The organism is Sporosarcina sp. resist, assembly GCF_014302295.1.
GTDB classification, from domain to species: Bacteria; Bacillota; Bacilli; order Bacillales_A; family Planococcaceae; genus Sporosarcina; species Sporosarcina psychrophila.
This window is the reverse complement of the sequence record NZ_CP060287.1, coordinates 4647989-4663201: the sequence shown is the minus strand read 5'-3', so window position 1 is coordinate 4663201 and position 15213 is coordinate 4647989. Positions and strand designations below refer to the sequence as shown.

Here is a 15213-nt window from a genome sequence, read left to right as displayed (position 1 = left end):
AGGAGGAGAATCTACATGGTAGAAATGAGAAAGCCTGTCTTAGTATCTGAGGCTGTTCGACTCGTCATGGAACATAGCTATCTAGGTGGAACTGATACGATTCCACTTGAACATACATACGGAAGAATACTTGCGGAACCGATTATCGCAAAGCATGATGTCCCATCATTCGACAGATCGCCATACGATGGATTCGCTGTCCGTGCAAAGGACACAGAGGGTGCTTCTGGAGATAATCGTATACCTTTCACTGTAATTGGTGAAATTGGTGCGGGTCATGTAGCAGCTCGTGGAGTAGGTCCTGGAGAAGCATACAGAATCATGACGGGTGCCACGATACCGGATAATGCCAATGCGGTTGTCATGCTCGAACAGACGACAGAAGGAAAAGATCGTTTTACATTGCGTAAACCGTTTAGCGAAGGGGAAAATATATCCTTTAAGGGTGAAGACGCAAAGGAGGGGGAACTCCTTGTTGAATCGGGAGCATTTATCCATCCCGGTACAATCGCGTTATTAGCGACATTTGGTTATGCAACAGTCAAAGTTGCGAAACGACCAGTTGTTGGCATTCTTTCAACGGGAACGGAGTTGCTAAATGTGTCAGATGAACTTGTTCCTGGGAAAATACGGAACTCGAACGGGCCGATGATAGCTGCCCAGTTAACTCGTATGGGATTAGGTTACAAATCATATGGCATGCAAGAAGACGATCTAGATGCATGCATAGAAGTCGTCGAAAAAGCTCTCATTGAAACAGATGTACTTATTACGACAGGCGGTGTTTCTGTTGGTGATTATGATCATTTACCCGCAATCTATGAACGGTTGGGAGCTAAGGTCCTATTTAACAAAGTTGCGATGCGTCCGGGAAGCGTAACGACGGTCGCCGGGCTTGGTAAAAAACTATTATTCGGTCTGTCGGGAAATCCATCTGCTTGTTTCACGGGTTTTGAATTATTCGCTAGACCCGCTATTCTTGCTATGCAAGGTGCAAACACACCGTATATGCCGCGCATGCAAGCGATATTAGGTGAAGATTTCGGAAAGCCAAACCCTTTTACCCGCTTCATTCGCGCATTCTGGGAAATGACATCGGAAGGTATTGTTGCAGTACCCGCAGGCTTTAATAAATCAAATGCAGTATCATCGATTGCCCGGGGAAATTGCCTTATCGCTCTTCCAAGCGGAACGCGCGGTTACACAGCAGGAACCCATGTTGATATTTTGCTGCTCGGTTCTGAGCAAGGCGTTAGTGAGTGGGTATTATGAAGACACTTCAAGTTGTCGGTTATAAAAATAGTGGCAAAACGACACTTACATCGAGATGGATTTGTTTATTGAAAAACAAAGGACTTTCAGTCGCTGTATTAAAGCATCATGGCCACGGTGGGCAGCCTGCCATGCCAAATCCATCGACGGATACGATGCAGTTTTTTGGTAGTGGGGCAGACGTTTCAGTTGTTGCAGGTGGGGGTGCGGTTCAAATCCTGTTGAATGAAGAGCCCGAATTTGCCCAGCTTAAGGTGCTGGCAGCAATCGGAAAACCGGATATTCTGCTCATTGAAGGGTATAAGAAAGAACAAGGGGAGAAAGTAGTCCTTCTTAGAGATGCCGGGGATTGGGAATCGTTAAGCGGATTGGATGGCATACAGCTAGTTATCGGATGTCCAGAAATTACAGCTGTTAGTTCGCATATTGAATCTGCGCAGAATGTTGAACAACTCGATTCGTGGCTACTTGACTGGATTGAAAAGGAGGATGGCAATGAAACCGTTTGAAATTGTTGAAACAGTGATTGAACCGCAAAAATATACTGATTATGTCCTTCATGCTGGAGCAGGAGCTGTCACTGTTTTCACAGGACATGTCCGGGAATGGACACACGGGGTCCGAACATTATATTTGGCATATGAAGCCTATGTACCAATGGCCGAAAAAAAACTGGCGGAAATCGGTGGAGAAATGGAAGCGAAATGGCCAGGCGTGAAAGTGGCGATTGCTCACCGGATTGGGGAAATGCATATCTCAGATATTGCGGTAGTCATTGCAGTTTCCTCCCCTCATCGGAAAGCAGCATATGAAGCGAATGAGTATGCAATTGAACGCATTAAGGAAATAGTCCCTATCTGGAAAAAGGAAATCTGGGAAGACGGCGAAGAATGGATTGGCGGTCAAAAAAAGTATCCTGAAAAGGGAGGCGAACAAAAGTGATTAAAGTGAACTATTTTGCAAGGCTGCGCGAATTGACCGGCAAGGCGGAAGAAACCATCGAACGGGAATCGATGACTGTCCGCGAGCTGCTGGACTGGGCGGAAATGATGTATCCGGGTTTTGGGAAAGATACGGTGCATGTTGCAGTGAATGAAGAATATGCCTTAAAGGAAGATGTCATTCATTCGGGAGATATTTGTGCATTCATCCCACCTGTGAGCGGGGGATGAAGGAGACAGTAGGCATCGTTCTGGCGGGCGGATTGTCGCGGCGGTTCGGTTCACCGAAAGCATTTGCTAAACTCAGAGATAAGTACTTTTATAAAATTGCAGTCGAAGCAATGTCGGCATCCTGTGACGAGGTTGTTATTGTGACGCTACCAGAACTAATGGACCGATTTGGTGATGGTGAAAACCTGATGACTGATAAAGTGGAATATGCTGGACTCGGTCCGCTTGCAGGGATTCTGTCCGCGATGGAATCCGTGGAAGCGAACCGCTATGTAGTATTGCCGTGTGATATGCCGTTTGTAGATGATAAGGCTATATCGAAGTTGATAACGCTTCATAACGAATGTGTCACGGCTGTCATTTCGGATGGTAGATATCATCCTCTCGTGTCTATCTGGGATACGCAAATGAAAAATGCAGTGAAAGAAGCCTTGAAAAACAACCAACTGAGTGTAATGAAATTACTTTCTATTAGTAATACAGCGTGGGTTCAAGGAAGCGTTCTGACTGACGATGAAAAACGGATGTTCACGAACGTGAATACGCCGGAAACCCTGGAAAGGGGATGACGAAATGGAAACAGTTAAAGATAAGCTCGGACGTCCGATCCGGGATCTCCGAATCTCCGTAACGGATCGCTGTAACTTTAGATGTGCCTATTGCATGCCAAAAGAAGTTTTTGGTGATGATTATGTTTTTCTACCCAAGAACGAACTGCTTTCATTTGAAGAAATTGAACGGTTCGCGAAGCTATTTGCGTTACTTGGTGTGAAAAAACTCCGCTTGACGGGCGGCGAACCGCTTATGCGGCGCGATTTGCCAAAACTGGTGGAAAAACTGATGAAGATTGAAGGAATTGAAGATATAGGGTTGACGACGAATGGTGTACTGTTGAAACAATACGCACAACCCCTTTATGATGCAGGTCTGCGTCGTTTGAATATGAGCCTCGATGCACTTAATCCGGAAACATTCGGTAAATTAAATGGACGCGGAATTAAACCAGAACTGATACTAGCCAATATCGATCATGCACAAAAGATCGGCTTTGAAATCAAGGTGAACATGGTTGTTCAAAAAGGCGTAAATGAGGAAGAAATTCTACCAATGGCCGCTTATTTTAAAGAGCGTGATATTACGTTGCGGTTCATAGAATTTATGGATGTCGGTAATGATAATGGATGGAGTTTTGAAAAGGTTGTCACGAAAAAAGAAATTTACGAAATGATCAGTGCTGTTTATGATATCGAACCGGCGGAAGAAGACTATTACGGTGAAGTTGCAAAACGTTATCGTTACTTGGATAATGGAGCACAAGTCGGTTTTATCACGTCTGTATCAGAATCATTCTGTTCAACATGTACGCGGTCCAGACTGTCGTCGGACGGTAAACTGTATACGTGCCTGTTCGCATCAGAAGGGTTCGATCTGCGTGAATTAATTCGCAGTGGACTGACAGACGCAGAATTGTTGGAAGTCATTACAGGCGTGTGGCAAAACCGTGGAGACCGTTATTCAGATGAGCGAACTGAACAGACAGCGAAGAATCGGAAAAAGATTGGTATGAGTTATATAGGTGGGTGAAGCGTTGCTGCGGCGGCGCTTTTTATTATGGAGAGAGACGGAGGGGATGCTGACTTTGTTTAGTTTTATGAGACTGTTGCTTAGTTTCACGGGAGTATTGCGAAGTCCATTTAAAACGTTTGGAACTTCAGTTGCAACGTCGCCTAGTTTGGGCAAAACGTTGTTAAGTTGTTCAAGTGTTGTGAAGTTTCGTGGAAACGTTGTTAAGTTCATTTAAAACGTTGCTTACACTCTTTAATAAAAAAACGAATCGCCTTACATCTAAGGCAATCCGCTTTCGAAATATACGTTCGCTATTAACCTTCATCTTCCACGACGACTGAGCGTCCTTTGAGTTTCAGCAACATTGGAACAAGAAGCCATAATGCAGCTACTATGATGAAAACAAGCGATAGCGGCTTTGTGAAGAAAATGCTGAATTCACCGTTCGAAATGGTGAGTGCTCGCCTCATGTTGTTTTCAATCATTGGACCTAATACGAGTGCCAAAACTAATGGAGCTACTGGATAATCATTTTTTGATAGTAAATAACCCGCTACACCACAACCAAGCAACAAGTATAAATCGAAAGTCGTGTACTGTACGGCATAAACTCCGAAAAATGAAATGGCGATAATAATAGGCAATAAGTACTTCTTAGGTGTTTGAATGATTTTTGCAAACACACGAACGAGCGGCATGTTCAGTACTAACAGCATCAAGTTGCCGATAAACATACTTGCAATGAGCCCCCATGCGATATCCGGGTGTTCGTCAAAGAGAAGGGGGCCTGGCTGAATGTTATACATGATAAGTGCGCCCATTAATATGGCTGTTGTACCGGAACCAGGGATTCCTAATGTAAGTAAAGGAATCATTGCGCCCCCTGAAGCAGCATTATTGGCAGATTCAGGACCCGCTACTCCGGCGATGTTCCCTTTTCCGAAGCTTTCGGGATTTTTACTGAACTTTTTCTCTGTTATATAGGAGAAGAAAGATGCGAGTGTTGCCCCGGCGCCTGGAAGTACCCCGATGAAAAATCCTAGTAGGGAACCGCGTACAATGGGAACTGCGCTGTCTTTCATATCTTGTTTTGTCGGGAGGATGCGATTGATTTTTGCAATGGCCCCGTCTTCTTCATCGCGTTCCAATACCGTCTTGAATACTTCACCAAGCGCAAACAATCCAACAGCAATTGTTAAAAATTCCAATCCGGAAAAAAGAATAGGCTGGTTGTATGTAAAGCGGGCAATTCCTGAAACTGCGTCAATGCCGATTGTTCCAAGCATAAGTCCGAAAACAGTCATCATCAATGCTTTCGTCATCGACTTTCCAGCAAGTCCACTTACAGCAGCCAAACCCAATAGCATTAAGGAAAAGTATTCTGCAGGGCCGAACTTGATTGCGACATTGGAAAGAGGTTGCGCTAATAAGACCAGACCGATTAGCGAAATGATTCCGGCGCAAAATGAGCCGATTGCCGAGATAGCCAAAGCTGCTCCGGCACGCCCTTGCCTAGCCATTTGATAACCGTCGAGCGTCGTGACGACAGACGAAGATTCACCAGGGGTGTTCAGTAAAATCGATGTTGTAGAACCTCCATACATTGCTCCATAATAGACTCCGGCAAGTAAAATGATCGAACTGGCAGCGGCTGCTTCTGTCGGCATTCCAGAAGTGATGGTTGCAGTAACGGGGATGAGAAGGGCAACACCGCTCATTGGACCGATGCCGGGTAACACGCCGACAGCCGTGCCGATTATTACCCCGACGAATGCAAATAATAGATTATGCCATTGAAAAGCAACACTGAAACCATCGGCTAAAAACTGTAAAGTGCTCATAGCTTAACTCCCTTCACGCTAAAATACAGGAAATCCTGGCAATGACCCGCCAAGAAGTTTCGCGAACAAATAATAAATTCCAAATGAAAATGCCGCTGCAATGATGAAGGAGGGCAATAATCGGCCACGTTCCATTGTTTGGAAAGCAATGAGTAAAAAAAGGAACGTCGAAATGACATATCCGACCTTTTCCAATAGAAATGCATACAAAACTGCGCTGATAATGATAATAATGAATTTCTTGTATTGAAGCTTCATTCCAGCTGTCGTTTCAGATTTGTATTTAAATGTTTCGAATAGCAATCTCAAACTTAAAAGAATTAAAATAATACCAAGCCACATTGGAAAGATTTTCGGTCCAACTGATGATCCGTAAGCACTGTCCGAAATTTTTTGACTTTCGATTACAAATAAGAGACCGATCAGTAAAAAGACGATGCTGGCATATCGATCGAACGTTTTACTCATAGTCTTTGACACCTCCCTAAAAGAAAAGGCGGCGCTGAAGCCGCCCGAATAATGTTATTTCTGCATTCCAAGTGCCGTTAACAATTCCACGATCACTTTATCTTGTTCTTCCAAATAGGTAGTGAAGTCGTCAGCATTACGGTACTCGCTTTCCCACCCATTTTTCTCTAATTCTGCGTTCCACTCGTCTGATTCCACCATTTTCTCTAGCTTCTCGGACCAATAGTCATAAGCCGTTTCCGACATTTCCTTTGGACCGAAGATGCCGCGCCAAATGGTGAATTCGGCGTCAATTCCTTCTTCTTTAAATGTAGGGACTTCTGTCAATTCACCGCCAAGCCGTTCGGAAGAACTGACAGCGAGGACACGGACATCACCGGATTTCAGATACGCCCCAATAGTGGAGGCATCTGTGGCGATGACGTCTGCATTTCCACCGAGCAATGCTGCGACTGCCTCTCCGCCGCCATCATACGATACATACTTTACTGTTTTTGGATCAATTCCATATTCAAATGCGGGCAAGACGCCGACAAGATGGTCCATCGATCCCGGAGCCGATCCGCCGGCAAGTGTTACCGATTTCGGGTCTTTCTTAATTGCTTCTAGTACATCTTTCAATGAATTGAACTTCGAATCCGCCTTGACGACAATAGCTCCGTAGTCACGCGTCAGTTGAGCCAATGGTGTTGTGTCTTTATAGCCGTAAGCACTGTTTCCTTCCGCTTTGTTATTGTTGATTAAGATTGGCGGAGATTTTACAAGAAGGACATGATCATTTTTTAGTTCTTTTGTTGCAAATTCTGCCATGTAAACAGCACCACCGCCGCCGGGTTTGTTTTCAACTACGATTGACTTATCGATTAGCTTTGTTTCACTCATCGTTTTTGCAATCGCTCTGGCAGTTAAATCCCATCCACCGCCTGCGCCGGATGGAGCGACAATTGTTATGTTACTCTCCGGATATTTCGAGGTAGCGCCTTCCACTTTTCCTTCAGATTCATCCGCAGAACATGCTGTGAGGCCGAGTGCCAGCATACTTGCTAGGGCAACCGTCGTAAGTTTCTTCCACATCTTCATGTAATCCCCCTTATAATTAAAAATGATGACAGCGTTTTCATTCGCTGTCATCAATCTATCAGAATATTTATTCAATTAAAAGTTATCGTTTATAAGTTCGATAATGAGAGTAAACATCATTTTGTTCATACTGTTCAGCGTTTTTTTATGAAGTATCTTCTTTCGGGACGCCCGACTGAGCCGTATAGAAGTTCTGTAAATGCACGTTTTTCTGAGACGAGGTATTCTAGATAACGTCTTGCGGTCGAACGGCTCACGCCGATTTCCAATCCAAGAGTTTCTGCAGTAATTCCGCCTTCTATGTTTTTTATATGGCTGACCACTTTCTCTTTCGTCATGGGGTCAATCCCTTTTGGTGGAATGAAATCAGGGTTTGATGAAGCGGGTAGCGTTTTATTCCAAAGAGATTTGATGGAATCTTCCTGTATGAGTCCTTCACCTGAAAGTGTTTCCCTTTTAACTTTATAAGAAAGGAGGCTTTCCTTAAATCGGTCGAATGTGAGCGGTTTTAGGATGTAGTCGATGACTCCGTGGCGAAATGCCTTTTTTACAACTTCAATCTCTGCCGCAGCAGTGATGAAAATAATGTCTGTTTCAGGGCTGTTTTTGTGGATGAAATCCATCAGCTCTGTACCAAGTACATCGGGTAAATAGACATCGAGTAAAACGAGGTCTGGCAACAATGCTGAAATCCAATCTTTTGCTTCATCACCGGTATGAGCGGAACCTACGACTGTAAAGCCCTCTATTTTCTCGATGAACCGCTGATGGATGTCGGCAATTCGTAAATCATCTTCAATAATTAAGACTTCAATTAGAGTTGTCATCTGAAAAACCTCCTTTCGGTATGGAAATGATAAACAATGCACCGCCTAAATCTCCTTTTTCGAGTGTGATAGAACCGCTGAGATTTTTCACATTCTCTGCTACTTTCATAAGTCCGTATCCACGGTGACCCTGATTTTTTGTCGATACCTTTTCTTGAAAGAGTACATCCAGCACTTCATCAGCTATCCCATGTCCTGAATCTTCAACTTCAATTAAAATCTCTTCGCCGTTATCCAGAATGAAGATGCGGACCATTCGTTTTTCTTCCGGAAAAGAGTCGGTCGCTTCGAAAGCATTTGTAACTAAGTTTCCAATGATTGAAACGAAATGGTTTTTTTCTAAGTGTTTCGGGAGTTTTTTTAAGAGACTATCTTCATCAAGAAGGAAGCGGACCTTCAATTCCTTTGCCCGGTTGAAGAAACCGATAACAATTCCTCCTAGAAAGGGATCCTGCAACCGCTTTGTCACGAATTGGATGAGCGATTGATGTTCAGCTGTTTCCTCGTGAATCAAGCTTAGTGCCTCATCGTATGAATTGAGTTGAATGAGACCCGATATTGTATATAAAAAGTTATTGTATTCATGGGTTTGTGCACGAAGCGCCTCCGTATACCGTTTCACTTGTGATAATTCCATTGCGAGTTGGTCAATGTCTGATTGTAGCCGAAAAGTTGAAACCGCACCGACAATCTGTTCACCAACACGGATGGGGACGCGATTTACAATTACCTTTTTGCCGCGAATTTCCATGGGACGATCGAGATGCCGTTCTCCGGTTTCAAGTACCTTTGGAAGAAGCGTGTTTGGAAGCACTTCCTGAATCGTCCGACCGATTAGTTCCGATTGATTAGGGAGAGAAAGAGTTTCATATGCAGCCACATTCACAGTTGTAATGATACCGTTTGCGTCAACCATAATGATTCCTTCTCGCACAGACTCAATAAGAGCGTTTCGTCCGGTGAATAAGTTCGCTATTTCCGCAGGCTCTAAATTAAAAAGTTCTTTTTTAATATTGCGTGCCAGAATGCTAGAACCAATAATACCTAGAATGATTGCGATAAGTACGATGTAGGAAATGTTGTCGGCATACTGAAAAAAGATAGAGGACATATTCTTCTTTAAAAAACCAACGGAAATAATCCCGATAATCTTGCCATCCTCGTTAAATACTGGTGTTTTCCCGCGTAAGGCGGCCCCGAGTGTCCCAGTCGCCTCGGAAATATAGGATTCGCCTAGGAGAAGCGCACGTTCATTATCATCACCCACCATTTTTTGCCCAATCCGTTCTGGAACAGGATGAGCATACCGAATACCTTCGCTGTTTCCGATAACGACATATTCAGCACCAGTTTTGAGTCGTACCGCTTCGGCGATAGGCTGCAATATTTCCGTTGGATCAGCGTGTCCAAATCCTGCACGGACATCGGGGCGGTCTGCTGTTGTTCTGGCTATACTTAGCGCCTGGTCCCCAATCTGTTGCTCGATACCTTGCGACATTGTAAAGTAGAAGGAAACACCGATAATGATTGCTATTATGGAAACAAAGAGTGCGCCATATGAAAAAATGCGGGATTGTAAAGTAGCGGGTTTCATAGAAATCATCTCTCAATCTTGAAGTAACCGTATCTACTTACATTGGTCTTGGGCAGGCTTTCTACACAGTTGAACGTCGGCCAATTGGTTCACACTATATGCTACACTATTGTTAATTGTTAGAATAGGGGGATTTAAGTGAAGCCAAGAATTTTCATTACAAGAAAGCTGACAGAAGAGGCGGTTGCGCCGCTTCATGAAAAATTTGATGTACGGATGTGGGACGAAGAAAGTGTAGCAGTTCCGCGCGCTGTTTTATTGAAAGAAGTGGCAGAAGCGGATGCACTATGGTCGGTTTTGGCGGATAGCATCAATCGCGAGGTTTTTGAAGCGGGTACGAAGCTTAAAATCGTTGCAAATATGGCCGTTGGTTATAATAATATTGACTTGGAATCGGCAAAGGAATATGACGTCATCGTAACAAATACACCGGGTGTGTTGACTGAAACAACTGCAGATCTTGCTTTTGCGCTTCTACTAGCGACGGCACGTAAATTGATCTCTGCAGAAAATGAAATTAGAAAAGGTAATTGGACTTCATGGGCTCCGATGAGATTTACAGGCATGGATGTTGGAGGAGCGACACTTGGCATCATTGGCATGGGACGAATCGGTGAAGCGGTTGCGCGCCGGGCAAAAGGCTTTGATATGCAAGTTCTTTATCATAATCGCAACCGCAAGCCAGACGCAGAAGCTGAGTACGGACTTGAATTCAGGGAGTTGGATACACTACTGAAAGAGGCGGATTTCGTTATCATTCTAGCTCCCTTTACACCGGAAACCGCCGGGATGATTGGTGCACGGGAACTTGACCTTATGAAAAATACGGGCGTTCTTATTAATGTCGCTCGTGGTGGAATTGTTGATGAGGCTGCTCTTTATGATGCATTGAAAAACGGTGCGATTTGGGCGGCGGGGCTCGACGTGTTTGAAAAAGAACCAATCCCACTCGATCATCCGCTTCTTACATTGCCGAACGTAACAGTCCTTCCGCATATCGGAAGTGCCAGCATTAAGACACGCCTTGCGATGATGAACTTGAACGCACAGGCAATTACGGATGTACTTGAAGGCCGCAAGCCAAAAGGTATCGTTCAGTAAAGAACAGCAGACGAATGAATTATGTCTAAATTGACTTGATGACTGTCGTCGAATAGGAGGAGGTAACAATATGAAAGGTACAATCATTCCATATTTAACGTTTTACGGAGAAGGAAAAGAAGCGGCTGAATTCTATGCGAATTTGCTAGGACTTGAGGAAGTCGGAATGCAGAAATATGCGGATGCTAATTTCCCGCATCCACCGGAAGCAGCAGATTATCTCCTCCATTGCCATCTGAAAAAAGGTGAATTTCAAATCATGCTTGCCGATTCTGCGGACAAGCCATCTGAATACAACAAAAACGGCGTTGCCCTTCTTATCGACTGTGAAAGCGTGGAAGAAGCGAACCAGCTCTACGACGGCCTGCGGGAAGAAGGCGAAGTACTGATGGCCCTGCAAGATACGTTCTGGGGAGCTAAGTATGGGAAAGTGAAAGATAAATTTGGCTTTACGTGGGATTTGAACTGCGAGAAAGAAGGATAGAAAAAGGAAGACTCTTCGTCGAAGGAGTCTTCCTTTTTTATTGCCAGTTCAATTTTTACCGATCTGCGAACAAGTTAAACACACCCAGTGCATCAAGGAAAACAATAATGATTGCGATAGGGGTCAGATATTTTAATAGGTAGAACCAAATGTTGAAGAAGGTCTTTCCGACTTTCGAACCTTGCTTCATCTCATTGAACAGATCAGTTTTAGCTATTTTCAAAGGGATGAATATCGAAATCAATAATGCGCCAAGAGGCATCAATACATTGCTTACTGCGAAATCGACTAAATCGAATACCGTTTTATCGAAAAACTTCACATCAGCCATTACTCCGTATGATAAACAAGATGGAATTCCAACAATGAAAATTGCCATTCCAATTATCCAAGTGAATCGTTTTCGTTTTGAAGGATCATTTTTCGTCATTGTTGCAACAATAATTTCAATCATAGAGAAAGCGGAAGTTAAAGCCGCGAATAGGAATAAAACCAAAAATGCAATGAAGAAAAACACCCCAAAGGGCATTTGGTTGAATACAGCTGGCAGTACTGAAAAAATCAATGTCGGTCCCGCATCCGGTGCCATTCCAAATGAAAACACACCTGGGAAAATCGCTAGGCCGGCTAACAGAACGATGACGATATTCATAGCGATAATGGACATCGCCGAGCTCGGCAGGTTTTGCGTTTTAGGAAGATAGGAAGCATACGTAACCATGACAGAAGCACCTAATGTGAGAGTGAAAAAGGCTTGTCCCAAAGCGAATAAAATCGTTTCAGACGTTAATTTAGTGAAATCCGGTACCAGCAGAAATTTTACGCCTTCCATTGCCCCATCCAAGCTAAGAGAACGGGCAACGATAATGATAAATAATATGAAGAGAGCAGGCATCATAATCTTGCTTGCTTTCTCAATCCCTTTTTGAACGCCTTGGGCTACAACAACAATTGTTAGCACCATAAAGATCAGTTGACCGGCTAACGTAGCGAATGGATTTGCAATAATTTGGTCGAATAACGGTCCGAACTGGTCTTGCGAAAGTCCGGAAATACCACCGGTTAATGCTTTGAATAAGTAGAGGATAATCCATCCTCCGACAACACTATAAAATGATAGCACTAAGAAACTGGTTACGACGCCAATGATCCCTGTTATATGCCAACCTGAATTGGGCGCAAGCTTTTTGTAGGCAGTAATTGCGTCACTTTGACTTTTACGACCGAGAATGAATTCACCGATTAAGAGAGGGAATCCTAATAACAGCGTAAATAATAAAAAGACCAGTAGAAAAGCGCCGCCACCGCCAGTCCCGGCTACGTAAGGGAACTTCCAAATAGCGCCTAACCCGATTGCTGAACCGGCAGCAGCTAGTATAAAACCTATTTTTGACTTCCAGTGTTCTTGTTGAGGCATAAGGTCAGTCCTTTCGATGAAACGAATATGTATGTACTTATAAAACAAGTCGTTTAGTTTAAGGGTAGCGTATTTTAAGGAGGCTGTCATTAAAATAACAAGTTTCAGAACATTATAAGTATACGGCTTAGAGGAGCTATTAATGAATAAAGCCTGTGTATGAGTATCTGAACAAATGAAAAAGCTTCCCTCATTACATGGAAACGTAATGAGGGAAGCTTACTATTATCAATTGAACAGGTTTATCGTCGTTATAATAATTGGCATCGCAAATACATCGATGAGGAAAGCACCAACAATCGGAACAACGAGGTACGCTTTAGTCGAAGGGCCATATCTTTCAGTGACGGCCGCCATATTTGCCATAGCATTAGGGGTAGCGCCGAGACCATGTCCTGTAAAACCAGCTACCATAATGGCTGCATCGTAGTCTTTACCGAGTAGACGGAACAAGACGAAAACCCCAAACAGGACGATGAAGACAACTTGGACGAAGACGATAACAAGTAGTGGAAGGGCCAAATCAGCAACTTCCCACAATTTGATGCTCATTAATGCCATTGACAGGAAAATCCCCAATGTAACGTCGCTGATTAAGCCGATACTCTTCATGTCGATCGCTTTTGGATTAATTTTGTCAACGATATTCCGAACAAGAACAGCAACAAACATGGCTCCTACGTAACCCGGTAGAACGAACCCTGTTGCGGTTGAAAATAGTTCACCCAAATACGTACCAAGGGCCATACAAAGTGTGATAAGTAGAATTTGTGTGAAGAACGAATCTGTTTGAATCGGCTTTTCTTTCTTTTCGATAGGAATACCGAGATCAGTATCCGCTTCAGATGACTTGAGATTGTGTTTTGAAATAAGATATTTTACAGTAGGACCACCAACGAGACCTCCTGCAACAAGTCCAAATGTAGCTGCTGCAACTCCAATCGAAAGGGCTGAATTGATACCCATGTCTTCGAGCGTCTGTCCAAATGCGGTAGCGGCTCCGTGTCCGCCTTCCATTGAAACTGCTCCAGCCATCATTCCAATAAGTGGATGCAGGTCGAACAAATAAGCCATGGATACACCGATTGTATTTTGTGCGAGCGCTAAAAATCCACATGCCAGCCAGTAGATGACAAGAACCTTTCCGCCAAGTTTAATGAGTTTAAAGCTTGCTCCTAAACCGATTGTTGTAAAGAATGTAAGCATGAATAAACTTTGCAATGATGTATCAAGTGTAATTTCTAGCCATCCGAGAGACTTGAAAATGGTTGCAAAAACAGCGAATAATAATCCGCCGACAACGGGAGCAGGTATGCAGAATTTCCGTAAGAAACCAACTTTCTTCACTAAAACCATCCCTAAAGTTAGCAATGCAATGGAAAGGAAGATTGTGGTGACTTGATTAAGAACTAGCGTCATGAATTTCCCCTCCTAAAAGAGTTGTAATTGCTTCATTTGTTAAGTAAGCACCGAGTTTTACTGTACGGTTGTTTTCATCTAAAACGGGATTCACTTCCGAAATATCGAACGACAGTGTTTTTTTATGTGTTGTAACTGTTCGAATGATTGAACGAACAACGGAAGGATCTAATCCGAATGGTGAAGGAGCACTGACACCGGGTGCGAAAGCGGAGTTCAGTACGTCCGTGCATAATGTTAGAAATACATAATCATGTTGGTTGATGAATTGTTCGAGATCCGATGTTAGTTTGTCCATATTTCCGATATGCATATTCTCTTCGTATTCATATTTGACACCGAGCCTGTCGGCTGTATCGAACAATTCCTGCGTATTTCCATAGCGCTGGATTCCGACGACGAAATAGCTGCTCATGTTATCATGCTCCAGGATTTGTTTGAACATCGTGCCGGAAGACGGTTGTTCATCGTATGAGCGTAAGTCGAAATGGGCATCTATGTTAATAATTCCAAGAGAAGCTTCCTTACCAATTGATTTTCGGACTCCGAGATAGTGACCGTAAGCGGTTTCATGGCCGCCACCAAGAATAATCGGTGTCATTTTTTTCTCTAATGCGTTTGCAATCGTCTCGCCTAGCTGTTGTTGGGCTTTTTCCAGATTGGTATCCATGTATTGAATATTTCCAACATCGACAAGCCTTTTATTTACCGGGAATTTCCATGGCAATTTGGCAAGTTCACTGCGAAGTGCATCGGGAGCTTTTGCTGCACCCAATTGCCCTTTGTTGCGGCGGACGCCCTCCTCGCTTTCGAAACCGATAATTGCACATGTGTTGGGTGACTGGGAGATGACCTCGAGATTTACTAATTCAACCACTTGGTGATATCGGAAACTTGTTCTATTTTCAGTATGATCCGTACGTCCGGCCCATACATGTTCATTTACCTTATTAAGCAATTGCCTCACCCTTT

16 protein-coding genes are annotated in these 15213 nt (G+C 43.7%); 8 read left to right on the top strand and 8 right to left on the bottom strand.

What is annotated here, in order from left to right:
- Positions 1-15: 15 nt before the first annotated feature.
- From glp to moaA, 6 genes are read left to right on the top strand one after another with little or no spacing between them, the layout of a single operon-like run.
- Complete coding sequence (gene glp / locus H7992_RS22355; RefSeq protein ID WP_187046081.1) at positions 16-1272, top strand: molybdopterin molybdotransferase MoeA; 1257 nt, start codon at positions 16-18, stop codon at positions 1270-1272.
- The gene (gene mobB, locus H7992_RS22350) at positions 1269-1781 is read left to right on the top strand and encodes a molybdopterin-guanine dinucleotide biosynthesis protein B (protein WP_187046080.1); all 513 of its coding nucleotides are present in this window, start codon (positions 1269-1271) and stop codon (positions 1779-1781) included. Before glp ends, mobB begins: the two co-directional genes overlap by 4 nt.
- Positions 1768-2214 (top strand): molybdenum cofactor biosynthesis protein MoaE, encoded by a 447-nt coding sequence (locus H7992_RS22345; RefSeq protein ID WP_187046079.1) that lies wholly within the window; start codon positions 1768-1770, stop codon positions 2212-2214. Before mobB ends, H7992_RS22345 begins: the two co-directional genes overlap by 14 nt.
- Positions 2211-2444 carry a molybdopterin converting factor subunit 1 gene (gene moaD / locus H7992_RS22340; protein WP_067213436.1) on the top strand — a complete coding sequence of 78 codons (234 nt, stop codon included), beginning with the start codon at positions 2211-2213 and terminating at the stop codon, positions 2442-2444. Before H7992_RS22345 ends, moaD begins: the two co-directional genes overlap by 4 nt.
- On the top strand, positions 2441-3013 hold the full coding sequence (locus tag H7992_RS22335; protein ID WP_187046078.1) for a molybdenum cofactor guanylyltransferase: 573 nt from the start codon (positions 2441-2443) through the stop codon (positions 3011-3013). The genes moaD and H7992_RS22335 overlap by 4 nt, the downstream gene beginning before the upstream one ends.
- Positions 3014-3017: 4 nt before the next feature.
- A complete protein-coding gene (gene moaA, locus H7992_RS22330) occupies positions 3018-4028 on the top strand; it encodes a GTP 3',8-cyclase MoaA (RefSeq protein WP_067213432.1) in 1011 nt (336 codons plus the stop codon).
- Positions 4029-4324: 296 nt separating this feature from the next.
- Here moaA and H7992_RS22325 read toward each other — a convergent pair whose 3' ends face one another.
- From H7992_RS22325 to H7992_RS22305, 5 genes are all read right to left on the bottom strand, one after another.
- On the bottom strand, positions 4325-5851 hold the full coding sequence (locus H7992_RS22325; RefSeq protein WP_067213428.1) for a tripartite tricarboxylate transporter permease: 1527 nt from the start codon (positions 5849-5851) through the stop codon (positions 4325-4327).
- Between the two features lie 18 nt (positions 5852-5869).
- Positions 5870-6319, bottom strand: coding sequence for a tripartite tricarboxylate transporter TctB family protein (locus tag H7992_RS22320; RefSeq protein WP_067213427.1), 450 nt, complete (start codon positions 6317-6319; stop codon positions 5870-5872).
- A gap of 54 nt (positions 6320-6373) precedes the next feature.
- Positions 6374-7393: a Bug family tripartite tricarboxylate transporter substrate binding protein gene (locus H7992_RS22315; protein ID WP_370569925.1), complete on the bottom strand. Its 1020-nt coding sequence runs from the start codon at positions 7391-7393 to the stop codon at positions 6374-6376.
- 140 nt (positions 7394-7533) lie between these two features.
- A complete protein-coding gene (locus tag H7992_RS22310) occupies positions 7534-8226 on the bottom strand; it encodes a response regulator (protein WP_187046076.1) in 693 nt (230 codons plus the stop codon).
- Entirely contained in the window at positions 8210-9820 is a 1611-nt protein-coding gene (locus H7992_RS22305; protein WP_187046075.1) for an ATP-binding protein, read from the bottom strand. Before H7992_RS22305 ends, H7992_RS22310 begins: the two co-directional genes overlap by 17 nt.
- Positions 9821-9958: 138 nt before the next feature.
- Here H7992_RS22305 and H7992_RS22300 point away from each other — a divergent pair, with 138 nt between their 5' ends.
- Complete coding sequence (locus H7992_RS22300) at positions 9959-10921, top strand: 2-hydroxyacid dehydrogenase (RefSeq protein ID WP_067213418.1); 963 nt, start codon at positions 9959-9961, stop codon at positions 10919-10921.
- Positions 10922-10991: 70 nt separating this feature from the next.
- Entirely contained in the window at positions 10992-11405 is a 414-nt protein-coding gene (locus tag H7992_RS22295) for a VOC family protein (RefSeq protein ID WP_067213415.1), read from the top strand.
- Between the two features lie 55 nt (positions 11406-11460).
- Here H7992_RS22295 and H7992_RS22290 read toward each other — a convergent pair whose 3' ends face one another.
- From H7992_RS22290 to hutG, 3 genes are all read right to left on the bottom strand, one after another.
- Complete coding sequence (locus tag H7992_RS22290) at positions 11461-12822, bottom strand: sodium-dependent transporter (RefSeq protein ID WP_187046074.1); 1362 nt, start codon at positions 12820-12822, stop codon at positions 11461-11463.
- A 228-nt stretch (positions 12823-13050) separates the two neighbouring features.
- Positions 13051-14241 (bottom strand): sodium/glutamate symporter, encoded by a 1191-nt coding sequence (gene gltS, locus H7992_RS22285; RefSeq protein ID WP_067213410.1) that lies wholly within the window; start codon positions 14239-14241, stop codon positions 13051-13053.
- Positions 14225-15199: a formimidoylglutamase gene (gene hutG / locus H7992_RS22280; protein ID WP_370569924.1), complete on the bottom strand. Its 975-nt coding sequence runs from the start codon at positions 15197-15199 to the stop codon at positions 14225-14227. The genes gltS and hutG overlap by 17 nt, the downstream gene beginning before the upstream one ends.
- Positions 15200-15213: the final 14 nt, after the last annotated feature.

Coding starts and splice junctions, on each gene's coding strand:
- glp (WP_187046081.1), top strand. CDS start 16: ATGGTAGAAATGAGAAAGCCTGTCTTAGTATCTGAGGCTGTTCGACTC.
- mobB (WP_187046080.1), top strand. CDS start 1,269: ATGAAGACACTTCAAGTTGTCGGTTATAAAAATAGTGGCAAAACGACA.
- H7992_RS22345 (WP_187046079.1), top strand. CDS start 1,768: ATGAAACCGTTTGAAATTGTTGAAACAGTGATTGAACCGCAAAAATAT.
- H7992_RS22335 (WP_187046078.1), top strand. CDS start 2,441: ATGAAGGAGACAGTAGGCATCGTTCTGGCGGGCGGATTGTCGCGGCGG.
- moaA (WP_067213432.1), top strand. CDS start 3,018: ATGGAAACAGTTAAAGATAAGCTCGGACGTCCGATCCGGGATCTCCGA.
- H7992_RS22325 (WP_067213428.1), bottom strand. CDS start 5,851: ATGAGCACTTTACAGTTTTTAGCCGATGGTTTCAGTGTTGCTTTTCAA.
- H7992_RS22320 (WP_067213427.1), bottom strand. CDS start 6,319: ATGAGTAAAACGTTCGATCGATATGCCAGCATCGTCTTTTTACTGATC.
- H7992_RS22315 (WP_370569925.1), bottom strand. CDS start 7,393: ATGTGGAAGAAACTTACGACGGTTGCCCTAGCAAGTATGCTGGCACTC.
- H7992_RS22310 (WP_187046076.1), bottom strand. CDS start 8,226: ATGACAACTCTAATTGAAGTCTTAATTATTGAAGATGATTTACGAATT.
- H7992_RS22305 (WP_187046075.1), bottom strand. CDS start 9,820: ATGAAACCCGCTACTTTACAATCCCGCATTTTTTCATATGGCGCACTC.
- H7992_RS22295 (WP_067213415.1), top strand. CDS start 10,992: ATGAAAGGTACAATCATTCCATATTTAACGTTTTACGGAGAAGGAAAA.
- H7992_RS22290 (WP_187046074.1), bottom strand. CDS start 12,822: ATGCCTCAACAAGAACACTGGAAGTCAAAAATAGGTTTTATACTAGCT.
- gltS (WP_067213410.1), bottom strand. CDS start 14,241: ATGACGCTAGTTCTTAATCAAGTCACCACAATCTTCCTTTCCATTGCA.